This is a genomic window from Clostridium intestinale DSM 6191, from assembly GCF_900130055.1.
Classification (GTDB): domain Bacteria; phylum Bacillota; class Clostridia; order Clostridiales; family Clostridiaceae; genus Clostridium_T; species Clostridium_T intestinale.
Genome location: NZ_FQXU01000003.1, coordinates 521,843 through 534,534, shown reverse-complemented (window position 1 = coordinate 534,534; position 12,692 = coordinate 521,843). Strand labels below are relative to the sequence as shown.

Here is a 12,692-nt window from a genome sequence, read left to right as displayed (position 1 = left end):
GATGAACATTATATTAGATTATATTAAAGATCATATAAAATCACTAATAATTAACTTTATTTTCATTTCTATTTTTGCAGTAGTTTTCTATTTATATTCATTACCCTTTGAAACAATTTTCTATGGATTTCTTTTATCAGCTGTCGTAGGAGCCTTTTTTATTAGTTTTGATTTTAATAGGTATTATAAAAAGCATAAAGGACTAACTTATATAGAAAAACATGTTAATTTAGGAATCGATAATATGCCTTTAGCTGATAATTTAATAGAAGCTGATTACCAAAATATTTTAAAAAGACTTTATGAACAAAGTACAGAACTCATCTCAAAAACAGATATTAAACAAAGTGAGATGATTGATTATTATACACTTTGGGCTCATCAAATAAAAACACCAATAGCAGCAATGAGACTGCTTCTTCAAAGTGATAAGAAAGAAGAAAACAAAGAATTATTGGAACAAACCTTTAAGATTGAACAATATGTAGAAATGGTGCTTAGTTATTTAAAAATAGATGGATCATATTCGGATTTGGTGTTTCAACATTATAAATTATTAAATATAATAAGGCAAAGTATTAGAAAATATGCTCATATGTTTATAAGAAAAAACATATCACTTGAGTTAATTGAGATGGATTGTACAGTACTTACCGATGAAAAGTGGCTTTCATTTGTAATTGAACAGATACTTTCTAACTCTTTAAAATATACAAGAAGCGGCAAAATATCAATTCGCATGCATAAAACCAAAGAAAAAGTTCTTGTAATTGAGGATACAGGAATAGGGATAGCTGAAGAAGATTTACCTAGAGTATTTGAAAAAGGATTTACTGGATACAACGGACGTATGGATAAAAAGGCAACTGGAATAGGTCTCTATCTTTGTAAAAAGATTTTAGATAAACTGTCTCATAAAATAACCATTAAATCTAATGTAAATGAGGGAACTACTGTGGAGATAGATCTTTCATCTATAAATACAATAATTGAGTAGAGGAGAATTAAAATGAGTAAATATGAAAATGCACTGAAACTTATGGATGAACGTTGCGGAAATGACAAAGAGGTAGTTATAGCCCTTGCCACAATATCACTATCCTCAAATGCTATTGGTAATCCTCGTCCTGCTGTCCGCATGGTATGTGCTTATTATGAAGACGGGGTATTTTATGTTTCTACTGATGCAAAAAAGAATAAAATGCTACAAATTGAGAAGAACAATGAGGTTTCTGTATGTGGGTTCGATTGGTACGCTTTCCATGGGGTAGCTGAAAATCTCGGTTGGGTAAAGGAAGAGAGGAATGCAAAAATCAGAGCTAAATTTAAAAAAGTTTTCGATTGGTTCGATGAAGTTGGTGATGAAGACAATCCTAGCTCAATAGTTCTGCGTATTACTTTAACTGAGGGTACTATTATAGACAACGAAAATAAATATGGTGAATGTCAGTATGAAATTGATTTTATCAATAAAACAGCAAAATAAATCACTAAAGAATAAGCAGTTTTTATATTAGTTCTCTGAAACCCAACATTAAACAGTTTATTGTTGGGTTTTGAAGTATTTGCAATGGTTTTAAAAAAGTTTAATCACATTGTTATCTTGTATTCTTAAATAATCATTTGAGAATTAAATAATTATATATTATTATTTTTCTTTTTCATTTTTAGGAGTTGCAGAAACCTTCAAACTTAGTTATTATTTAAAACATTAACTGAATCCGACAGCTTATTAAGCTTATTTGTCTCCACTTTTGGATTGGTATAAGATAATATTTCTTCATTTGAAAATTTATCATCAATTTTTATATAATCTAAATCTTTATTAAGAGCAGATATCATCTTTTCACTTCTAGAGTCAGACACATCAGTTTTTACTATATGTGATAATACACCTACAGATTTTTCATTTTCATCTTTCATAAAGATTACCTCCTTAAGTTTAAATTTATTATGTGCATTAATGAACATTTAATCCGTAGAGAATGAAGTGAAAATTTTTACTTATTTTTATAAAACAAGCTAGAAATTTTAAATTATAGAAAAACTTTAAAGGAACATCTCCATCATTTTTTAGAATATGGCGTTATCCCATTTTTATATAGGTTATCTACTAACTTTATCAAATCTTCTTCAGGTAGATCCTTTCCTTGTTGGAGCCAAAGGCGAAATAAGGAAAGTGATGTTGATATGTAAAACTCAATCAAGTAGGGGCTTAAAAAATTATATTCTGGTAAGTTCGAGGCTAATCTATCAAATGGAATTTCTTTTTTCAAGCGTGCTAAAAAATGAACACTCCCATAATCACCCAAAAGAGCCTTAAGAGTTGAGATGTGATCACTTTTTTCTAAACAATGAAGTGCATCTTGTATAGGATCTGTAGATGGTTCATTATTCATCAATTCCGCTTTTATGTAGCTCAATAAATCATCTTCAACAAAGTCTAATAGTTCGTAAATATCAGAGAAGTATTGATAAAATGTGCTGCGGTTATATCCTGCCTTGCTAGTAATATCCTTAATAGATATTTTTTCGATAGGCTTTTGACTATATAACTCACAAAAAACATCTATAAAGATTTGTCTTGTTTTTTCTGTAATTTCGGGTTGCTTTTTCATTTTAGCCTCCTTTAGCAAAAAATCATCCAACAAATAATAAAAATCTGATGGTTGATAAAGCCATAATAAAGATTTACAATCCTATTATACAACGCGTTGTCTGATAGTCAATAGAGAATATTATGAATAAGTAGGAGTGGTTTTTATGTTAGTAAAACAAGATAAAATTTTAATTTTTGGTGCAGGTGTTATAGGAAGCATATACGCAATGAAATTCATTGAAGCAGGGCTTGATGTTACAATTTTTGCACGTTCTAATAGATTTAAATTATTGAAAGAAAATGGTCTACAATATAGTGAAAAAGGTGAGGTTAAATCTATAAAAGTAAATGTCATTGATAAGCTTGAGAATGATGATGTATATGATTTTATTTTCGTTACAGTTCATTACGATCAATCCGAATCAGCTTTATTGGCACTAAAAGACAATCAAAGCAAAAATATAGTTATGATGACAAATTCTTCGATGGGGTTTTCGACCTGGCAAAATATTGTTGGAGATAGGATTTTACCAGCTTTTCCTGGTTTTGGCGGGCAGATTAAAGATGGAATACTGTATGCTCGATTTGCGCCAAAGTTTCTAATAGCTACTATGGTTGGAGAAATTAGTGGCTTAGAGACAGAACGTATAGAAAACCTATCAAAAATTTTTAAAACAGCAAAACTTCCCTGCACAATTAATAAGGATATGGAAGCCTATCTAATAACACACTCAATATCGGATATTGCACTTTTGGGCGGTTTATATTTTGAAAATAATATAAGTGATGAAAAAAAAGCACACAAAATAACAACCACTTTAAAAACGTATTTAAGGGCAATACAAAAAGCTGGAGTTGATATTAATCCACCTGTATTTAAAATTATGCTTAAATGTCCTAATTTTGTTCTGGATTTTTTCTTTAATATATGGCTAAGAGCTAAATTTGTGAAGGATATGATGCTACCAGATTATGCAAGTAATGCAACCAACGAAGTTGTGAAGCTGAAGAATGATTTATTAAAATTTTTAAGTCAAAAGGGTGTTACAATATAAGTATGAATAAAGGATAATAATAAAAACAATGGAGGAGGTTCTCCTTCTTTTTTTGTTTTAAGAAGAATACAAAACTAATTAATATCTCATTACTTGCTACAAATATAAAAAAAAAGTATAATTATTGATAATATCAACTAATTTGGAGGAAGGTATGAATAAGGAAGAAATAATTAGAAAAGAGGTAAGATTAATAGTGAGAGAATTAGGTTTACTTAATCGCAATTGCTTAAATTCTGACATGACACTTGCTCAAGCTCACATATTAAACTACCTAAAACTAAATGGAAAAACTCCTTTTAATGAATTATTAATAAATTTGGGTATTGATAAGGCTTCACTAAGTAGAATAATTAATAATTTAGAAACTAAAAATTATTTAGAACTGAAAAAGTCCGAAACTGATAAAAGAATGAAAGATATTTGTATTCTTCCATTAGGGATGGCAGCTATAAATGATGGAGATTATAAAGCAAATAAATTTATTAATGAAATTCTAAATTTAGGAGATAGTGAGGATACAGAAGATATTATAAGAGCCTTTAGAACATTTCGCATTCTTGCATTAAAAAATAATCTTAAAAAGAATGATGCTAGAATATTAATAGAAAGAATCTCAGAAAATTATAAGGCAGAGGCAATTAAATTAGCAACAGATGTATTTACTAATGAGCAAAGCATTCCAGCAGAATTGGTTCCAGTTAATGATAACTTAAAACCAGTTTGGTGGTGTGCAAGAGTAGGAGAAGATATTATTGGAGTAACAGCAGCCTGGAAAGAAAAAGATAAATGGCATTGGGGAAGATTTACTGTTGATAAAAGATTAAGAGGTATAGGCATCGGCCAGAAGCTAGCGATGTTTTCATTAAAAGAAATTTTTAATTCTTATACAGAAGAAATTTATATTGAAGCAAGAGATGCAACTGTAAATATGTTAATGAAATATGGATGTAAAATCATTGGAGAAACAGAAGCTTTTTATGATGAACCAGTAACCCCAATAACACTAAGCAAAAGTGATTTTATGAAGAGATGTAACTAGAGTTAATATCAAGTATAGCAGAAAAAATATAACTAAAAAGAGGTATAAATTTATGATAAAACCAATAGTAAAAGATGTTTTGTTTCTAGGACAAAAATCAGAAGAGGCAACTAAAAATGATATAGCAGTAATTGATGATTTAATAGATACGTTAAGAGCAAATTTAGAGAATTGTGTTGGATTGGCTGGCAATATGATTGGAGTGAAAAAGCGTATATTGGTATTTACTGCAGGAAAACTTATTGTGCCTATGATAAATCCAGTTATATTAAAGAAAGAAAATCCTTATGAAACAGAAGAGAGTTGCTTATCTTTAATTGGCTTTAGAAAAACAAAGAGGTATGAGACTATAGAGGTGGAATATCTTGATAGAAGTTTTAAGAAGCAAAAGCAAGTGTTTAATGGATTTGTAGCACAAATAATTCAACATGAAATGGATCATTTTGAAGGTATAATAATTTAGTTAAGTAATTAAAACAACTGTGTTGGTTTTGTTGCTACAATCTCAAAGGACATTTTAGAAGAAGATAATCCTGCAAACTCACTTGAAGTTGCTGATAGAAAACAAAACATAGAAAATTTAACCCTTGACTTTCCAATCAGGATTGTTAAGGGTTTTATTTATATCTAAGAATAATCAATGTAGGAAAAGCCTAAACAAATTATAATGAATTTACAAAATATGTTATAATGGGAGCAAGAGAAAATTTGAGTAATAGATAAATAGCAAATTTGAAAGTGAGGAATAAGGGTGAATAAAAATAAATATGTGATAATTTTTATACTGATATCCATGTTATTAATTGGATGTTCTAAAAATTATATGACTTCCATTTATAACGATAATGAAAAAATATCAAGTGATACAAATAGTTTTAATCTTGATGTTAAGGAGCAAAGTATTGATGGTCAAAAATTTAAGGGAGTAATAGAAAAAATAGAAGGAATGGATACAATTTGGACTTATGAGGCTGATAAAGATACAGTGTTAGATATAACATATCTATTAAATGTATCCAGTGGAAAATCAAAATTAGTTTTAATCTATCCTGATAGTTCAGTTACGACTATTATAGAAACTACTAAAGACTCAGAAGTAGTTGATTATGCAACAAATCCTATGCAAATTAAGAAAGGACTTAATAAAATCAAAATAGTCGCTGACGAGAATACAAGTCTTGAATTTAACATAAGTATTCCTAATGGTGAATTTGAAGAATTAGGTATGTAAATTACAAGTTTAAAAGGGGAGAACATAAATGGAGAGAATAGCAGTAGTTGCAGACATTCATGCAAATATTCATGCATTGCAGGTTTTTATGGATCACATAAATAAAGAATGTGAAGTATCAAAGATTTTAAATGTGGGGGATTTTCTTCAAATAGGACCAAATCCGGTAGAAGTTTTTGATATTGTTATGAATGACAAAAGATTTATAAACATTATGGGTAATAATGAACATGTCCTATTTAATAGAGAATTAATGAAGTTTCCTGAAGAGGAAGTGGAGCATCAAGATTGGGTTATTCATAAACTCGGGGAAGAGAGAATGGATAAATTAAAAAAGCTACCTTTTAAAAGAATAATTAATATTAAAAACAAAAAGATTCTTATGTTGCATTCAAGGATAAACAGTATTATTGAGTTTCCACTTTTATATAAAAAGAAAAGTTTAGAAGAATTTATAGGTGATTATGATGAGGATGTTGATTATGTTTTAATTGGACATACTCATCTACCTCTGTATGCTACAAATTGGTCATTAAAAAACATATTAAATCCTGGAGCTTTTGGGTGCGGCAAGGATGGTATAGTGAAGTTCATTATTATGGAGATAGACAATGAACTGGTTAACATTACTTATAAACAGTTAAGGTATGATAAACAAAAGGTAGTTGATGATTTTAAAAGGAATAACGTTCCTTATGGTGAAAAGTTTTGTGAAATATTTTATTAGGGGATCTATATTATGAAAGATAAATTTTTATGTGTTATGGCACAATATGATGAAGAAACTGAACAGAAGCTAAAGAAAATTCAAAATATATTATTAGACAATGGTTTTGTAGGAAAGCAAACGCCTAATCTTCCTAATCATATTACACTTGGAACTTTTAAAATATCAGAAGAAGAAATTCTAAAAGAAAAAATTAAGCGAGTTTCTAATAGCTTTCATAGCTTTGATATAAAGTTAAATAATATAGGATTGTTTGGGCTTGATGTTTTATTTATAGCACCTTTGGTTAATCATGAACTTTTAAATTTACAAAAGTATTTTAGTAATAACTTTGCTGATGATTTAGATTGGACAGCCCATACAACTATGCTAATAGAGAGCCCTGATGTTATTCAAAGAGCATTACCTTTAGTCTCCGAAAGCTTTAAAGGCTTTAGGGGAAGGATTGAATCAATTAGTCTTTATGAATTCTGGCCAACTAGATTTATTATAGAAGAAAAACTTATTTAAAAGTAACTAAAAGGCTAGATCACAAAGGAATTTTATGAATCTAAGGAACGCTTCAACAGAGCTAAGGTTCTTTTAAAGATTACTTCTTAAGAAGTTTTATTCTTTTATTCTTTGAGCTGAGTTAGGGTCAGTGTGAAAAAGAATAAAAATAAATAAAGAGATAGGTTTTGTAAAATATAATAAACTAAAAGGGGTTAAGAGATAGACTTTAAGAGGTCTATCTCAATTTTTTGCAAAGTTTTTGTCTGTTAAATGTATGTATGGATAACTATAATTAGATTATAAGTTAAATACAGGGCAGTGTATATTTAAGGTACTTCGATTTTGAATTAAGGTGTCACAGGTTCGATTCCTGTTCAATAATATCAATGATATATTGGTAGCTCAGTTGGTAGAGCACTATTTCTTAAATAGCTTTTCTCCCTGTAGTATTTAAAAGTGGGTAGTGAAGAAAAGTGTTACTTCATAAGTGATTAAAGCTCTTAGATGAGCAGAACACTTTTCACTTTTCTCCCATTTTAAATTTAGAGAATTATTAAAATAAAGGAGTGAGATTTATGAGTAAGTTTAATAGAAATTTAAATAAATTAACTAAAAATAATGAAGGACATATTGCTTATGAAATGAGTTTAATAGATAGATTAATTATTCAAGTTTTAACAGGTTTTTTTGGAGAAGACAAGTTCTATTTAAATAATTCATCTCAAATCATTAAAGATATAAGAGAAGTTTGTATAATAAATCCGGCTTTTATTGCAAATTTAGCTATATATGCTAGAAAAGAAATGCATCTAAGAAGCATATCTCATGTTTTAGTCGCAGAACTTGCAAAGTCATCTTCTGGGAAAAAGTATGCTAGAGAAACAATATATAGAGTAATTGAGAGAGTTGATGATATGACAGAAATTTTAGCATATTACCTAAATGAGTTTGGAAAGGCAATTCCTAACTCAATGAAAAAAGCAATAGCAGAAAAACTTTTGACTTTTGATGAGTATAGTATAGCTAAGTATAAGGGAAATAATGAGCTTAAAACAAAGGATATCCTTTGTTTGGTTCATCCAAAACCAAGGGATGAAGGGCAAAACAATATGTTTAAGAGAATTTTAGAAGGAACTCTAAAAACTCCTATTACATGGCAAACTAAACTATCAACACAAGGAAATACAAAAGAATCTTGGGAAGAGCTTATTGAAAATAACAACCTTGGATATATGGCTTTATTGAGAAATTTAAGAAATATAATTAAAAGTAATCCAAAAAACATAGAGAAAGTTTATGAAATATTATCAGACAAAGATAGGGTATTAAAAAGCAAACAATTGCCTTTTAGATTTTATACAGCATTTAGTACTTTATATAAAGAGAATTTGGGAACTTCAAAATTATATGATGCTTTAGAAACCGCGATTAAGCACTCAACTAATAATATTTCAAAGCTTAAAGGAAAGACATTTATTTCAGCGGATGTTTCAGGTTCTATGACAATGCCAATAAGCGCAAAAAGTGAGATTACTTCAGCTAACATTGCAGTACTAATGATGGCAATATCTAATTATATATGTGAGGAGACCATAACTAGTACTTTTGATACTGTATTTAATTTAAAGCCAATGGCAACTAATAATGGGATAATTTCAAATGCATTATCAATTCCTGTTACAGGAGGAGGTACTGATATTACATTACCAATAAGGTACCTGCTTCAAAAAAAGATTTATGTAGATAGAATAATACTGCTTTCAGATAATGAAATAAATTACGGATACAAGGAAACTTGTCAAAGTTATATTGAGAAATATAAAAGAACTATAAATCCTAATGTTTGGGTTCATGGAATTGATATGCAAGGATATGGAACACAACAATTTTGTGGTAATAAGGTCAATATAGTTTCAGGTTGGAATGAAAAAATGATAGAATTCATTTCAACAGTTGAAGAAGGTGTTGGAGATTTGAGAAGTAAGATAGAGAATTATCATTTTAAGGAGGAAATTTATTATGAAATTCATACAGGGAAAATATAATAATGCTAAAGTATTTACTGATAACATAGAAAAAGAAGCAATAGAACAATTGAGGGAGCTTTGTAATCAACCTTTCATAGAGGGACGTAAGGTTAGAATAATGCCTGATACGCATAAAGGATCTGGTTGCGTTATAGGATTTACAGCAGATTTAGGTGATAAAGTAATCCCTAATATTGTTGGTGTTGATATTGGTTGTGGTATGTTAACGGTTAGTCTTGGTAAAATAGATATAGATTTAGAAATATTAGATGAAATTATAAATAAGTATATACCTTCTGGAAAAAACACTCATGAAGGCAGAACAGTTAAATTTGAAAAGTTACAAGAATTAAAATGCTTTCGCAGTTTAAAGAATTCAAAAAGGATTGAGAGAAGTATAGGGACTTTAGGGGGAGGAAACCACTTCATTGAAGTTGATAAAGGGGAAGATGGAAATCTTTATTTAGTAATTCATTCAGGAAGTAGAAATTTAGGAACACAAGTGGCAGATCTTTATCAGAACTTAGCTATAGATTTATGTGCAGGAAAAGAAGATTACTTTATTAAAAGAGATGAAATTATTAGAATGTTTAAAGAGCAAGGAAGAAGAAAAGAAATTGAAAAGGAACTAAAGAAATTAAAAAAACAATATGATGAATTAATGCCATCATATCCAAGAGATTTGTGCTTTTTAATGGGAAAATATAGAGAAGAATATCTTCACGATATGAACATATGTCAAGAATATGCTACTCTAAATAGAAATGTTATGGGCGAAATTATTCTTAATAAACTTTTAGGTAAAGGATTAAAGGAATTTGAATCATTTACAACTATTCATAATTACATTAATTTTAAAGATAACATTATTAGAAAAGGCAGTGTGTCTGCATATGAAGGAGAAAAGTTACTTATTCCTATAAATATGCGAGATGGAAGTCTTATTTGCATTGGAAAAGGTAATGAAGATTGGAATTATTCTGCACCACATGGAGCAGGAAGAATAATGAGTAGAACAAAAGCTAAAGAAAAAATTAATTATGAAGAATATAAAAAAGCTATGGAGGGAATATATTCTACTTCTGTAACAGAAGAAACAATAGATGAAGCTCCTATGGCTTATAAGTCTATGAAAGAAATTATTGAAAATATTAGTGAAAGTGTGGATGTTATTGGTATAATTAAACCGATATATAATTTTAAGGCTCAAGGGTAATTCATAAAAGAGAGGTGCTAAATGTTTGCTGATTTTATAAAACATTATGATCTTATACGTTCTATATTAAGAGATGTATTTTTATATGGCTGCTTTTCAAGAGATGATTATGAGAGTAAAAAAAGAGGAAGCTCTAGAAAAGTGAGCTATGAAATGAGAAGAATACAGCAATACATAGAAAAGGATTTTATTAAATTTGATAGAGATGGAAAAACGAAACTATTAAGCTTAAGTTATGACTCCATCACAAATACTAAAAATTTTTTAGTTAGCACCTACCTAAATAAGAGCTTTACTAAATCTGATTTAAAACTTTATTATTATATACTACTAACGTTGAACCAATGTGATAGAGTAATTAATCTTAAGGAATTAGAAGTATTTTTAATAGATAATGAGCTTTTAGATTTTGATAAAATAAGTAGTAAAACTATAGAGAGAAAATTAAGCGAACTTTGTGATTCAATGGGTTTAGTTGATATTGAAAAACAAGGTAGATGTAAAGCATATAGATTAACTGATGATATCTTGAGAGAAATAACTGATGAAGAATTAATTAGATTATATTTATTAACTTCATTATATAAAAACATACTTTTCCCTAATATTGGAGGGTATTATTTTGAGGATACCTTAAGGCAATATATGAATTTTCATAGAAATATAACTGAAGATTATGATGATATTTTTCAGTATCAAAATCTTCATTTTCATCCCATTATTGAAGAAGAAATACTATGGAAGTTAATTAAAGCTATAAATGAAAATAGAAAAATAAAATTAGATTATAAGATAAACGAGAGTAGAAGAGCGCGATATAATCAAGAGACAGTCATACCTTATAAAATTCGTTATGACATAAATTGTGGTAGATTTTATTTGGTGGCCTTTCAAAATGAAAGGTGTTTTATTTCTAGGCTTGATAGGATCCATAAAGTTAAGATTTTAAACGATTATTATCATGAGGACGGATTATCAGAAAAATATAATTTTTCCATGGGAAATAGCTGGTCATCAGTTCATTTAAATGGAGAAAGTACACCTCAAATCTTAAAGTTTAAAATAACTATTAACAACAAAAGTGAAATGTATATTGTAGAAAGAATAAAAGGAGAGCTTAAAACCTATACTGTTGAACAAGATGGTGAAGATAAGTTCCTATTTACAAAAGTAGTTAATGATTGCTATGAAATGATACCTTGGATAAGAGGATATGGTGGTAAAATAGAGATTATAGAACCAAGCTATATAAGAAGAAAGATAGATAATGATTGGAAGGAGATGCTTAAAAACTATGGAGTTATTTCATGAGTATAAAAATAGATATTTTAATTTAGTTTTTAAGTTATTGAATTTATCAAAAGATGGATTATCTCAAGAGGAAATACTAAAAATAATAGATAAAGAAACCTACGATGAAAAAGTAATAGGAAAGGATTTTTTAACTTTTGAAGGATTAATTTTAAATAAGTATAAAGTTGAAGATAATCTTAATCTACTTAAGGAAGTAGATGGAAAGTATTATCCAATATTAGAAAACGATAAGGATATCCCTTTAGCTATTAGATTCTCTAAAATTGAGAAGCAATGGCTTAAGGGCATGTTAAAGGATAATATGGCAAGAGACCTTTTGGGTGAAGATCTAGTATTAAAGCTAGAAAAAGAGTTAGTAAATGTACATTCTATCAAAAATGAAGTAATAGAAAAAACTAATAGATTTTTAAAAGAAGAAACAAGTGATATTACGAGTATAAGAGAGACTTTTTTTACAGCAATTGAAGGAATAATAAAAAATTGTCCTATAAGATATACAAGTACAGATAAGAATGGCAATGTGTATAAGGACAGGCTAGCCTTACCTATTAGAATAGACTATTCATTAAGAGACGAGTTGTTAAGATTATCAATGTACTCAATCGATGAAGATAGACCTATTATGCTTTTATTAAAAAATATTAAAACTTTAAAATTAGAACCTACTGTTAAAGTTAATAAAAATAGAGATGAAATGCTTAAACGACTAAAAGATGAAAAATATTCTAAAGAGCCAATAGTTATGGAACTTGTTGATGAGAGAGGGGCTATGGAACGATGTTTTATGGGACTTTCATCTTATGAAAGAAGTACAAGAAACTTAGGTGACAATAGATATGAGGTGAAAATTTATTATTATATATTTAATGAAGATGATGTTATAAGAAGAATATTATCCTTAGGTCCTTATGTTGTGGTAAAATCTCCTGAATGTATAAGGGATAAGATTATTAATATTTTGAGAAATGCCATATGAAAACTTTATAATT

The 12,692-nt window shown here is 28.6% G+C and carries 14 protein-coding genes; 12 read left to right on the top strand and 2 right to left on the bottom strand.

Features of this window, described 5'->3' with window-relative positions; translation table 11 throughout:
• Window position 1: 1 nt before the first annotated feature.
• Both BUA92_RS02845 and BUA92_RS02840 read left to right on the top strand, forming a co-directional pair.
• Window positions 2-997 carry a sensor histidine kinase gene (locus BUA92_RS02845; protein ID WP_073016501.1) on the top strand — a complete coding sequence of 332 codons (996 nt, stop codon included), beginning with the start codon at window positions 2-4 and terminating at the stop codon, window positions 995-997.
• Window positions 998-1,009: 12 nt separating this feature from the next.
• Entirely contained in the window at window positions 1,010-1,486 is a 477-nt protein-coding gene (locus tag BUA92_RS02840) for a pyridoxamine 5'-phosphate oxidase family protein (protein WP_073016500.1), read from the top strand.
• Window positions 1,487-1,692: 206 nt separating this feature from the next.
• Here BUA92_RS02840 and BUA92_RS02835 read toward each other — a convergent pair whose 3' ends face one another.
• Together BUA92_RS02835 and BUA92_RS02830 are read right to left on the bottom strand one after the other, a co-directional pair.
• Entirely contained in the window at window positions 1,693-1,923 is a 231-nt protein-coding gene (locus BUA92_RS02835; RefSeq protein ID WP_073016499.1) for a hypothetical protein, read from the bottom strand.
• Between the two features lie 143 nt (window positions 1,924-2,066).
• The gene (locus BUA92_RS02830) at window positions 2,067-2,618 is read right to left on the bottom strand and encodes a TetR/AcrR family transcriptional regulator (protein ID WP_073016498.1); all 552 of its coding nucleotides are present in this window, start codon (window positions 2,616-2,618) and stop codon (window positions 2,067-2,069) included.
• A 145-nt stretch (window positions 2,619-2,763) separates the two neighbouring features.
• Here BUA92_RS02830 and BUA92_RS02825 point away from each other — a divergent pair, with 145 nt between their 5' ends.
• From BUA92_RS02825 to BUA92_RS02780, 10 genes are all read left to right on the top strand, one after another.
• On the top strand, window positions 2,764-3,654 hold the full coding sequence (locus tag BUA92_RS02825; RefSeq protein WP_073016497.1) for a ketopantoate reductase family protein: 891 nt from the start codon (window positions 2,764-2,766) through the stop codon (window positions 3,652-3,654).
• A gap of 154 nt (window positions 3,655-3,808) precedes the next feature.
• Window positions 3,809-4,696, top strand: coding sequence for a GNAT family N-acetyltransferase (locus BUA92_RS02820; protein WP_073016496.1), 888 nt, complete (start codon window positions 3,809-3,811; stop codon window positions 4,694-4,696).
• 52 nt (window positions 4,697-4,748) lie between these two features.
• Window positions 4,749-5,159, top strand: a complete 411-nt coding sequence (locus tag BUA92_RS02815; RefSeq protein ID WP_073016495.1) for a peptide deformylase — start codon at window positions 4,749-4,751, stop codon at window positions 5,157-5,159.
• 288 nt (window positions 5,160-5,447) lie between these two features.
• Window positions 5,448-5,927, top strand: a complete 480-nt coding sequence (locus tag BUA92_RS02810) for a hypothetical protein (protein ID WP_073016493.1) — start codon at window positions 5,448-5,450, stop codon at window positions 5,925-5,927.
• Between the two features lie 28 nt (window positions 5,928-5,955).
• Entirely contained in the window at window positions 5,956-6,654 is a 699-nt protein-coding gene (locus BUA92_RS02805; protein ID WP_073016491.1) for a metallophosphoesterase family protein, read from the top strand.
• A gap of 12 nt (window positions 6,655-6,666) precedes the next feature.
• Entirely contained in the window at window positions 6,667-7,164 is a 498-nt protein-coding gene (locus BUA92_RS02800) for a 2'-5' RNA ligase family protein (RefSeq protein WP_073016489.1), read from the top strand.
• 557 nt (window positions 7,165-7,721) lie between these two features.
• Complete coding sequence (locus BUA92_RS02795) at window positions 7,722-9,191, top strand: TROVE domain-containing protein (protein WP_073016487.1); 1,470 nt, start codon at window positions 7,722-7,724, stop codon at window positions 9,189-9,191.
• The gene (locus tag BUA92_RS02790; RefSeq protein ID WP_073016485.1) at window positions 9,166-10,389 is read left to right on the top strand and encodes an RtcB family protein; all 1,224 of its coding nucleotides are present in this window, start codon (window positions 9,166-9,168) and stop codon (window positions 10,387-10,389) included. The genes BUA92_RS02795 and BUA92_RS02790 overlap by 26 nt, the downstream gene beginning before the upstream one ends.
• Before the next feature lie 21 nt (window positions 10,390-10,410).
• Window positions 10,411-11,700, top strand: a complete 1,290-nt coding sequence (locus BUA92_RS02785; protein WP_073016482.1) for a helix-turn-helix transcriptional regulator — start codon at window positions 10,411-10,413, stop codon at window positions 11,698-11,700.
• Window positions 11,684-12,679, top strand: coding sequence for a WYL domain-containing protein (locus tag BUA92_RS02780; RefSeq protein ID WP_073016479.1), 996 nt, complete (start codon window positions 11,684-11,686; stop codon window positions 12,677-12,679). The genes BUA92_RS02785 and BUA92_RS02780 overlap by 17 nt, the downstream gene beginning before the upstream one ends.
• The last annotated feature ends 13 nt before the right edge of the window (window positions 12,680-12,692 follow it).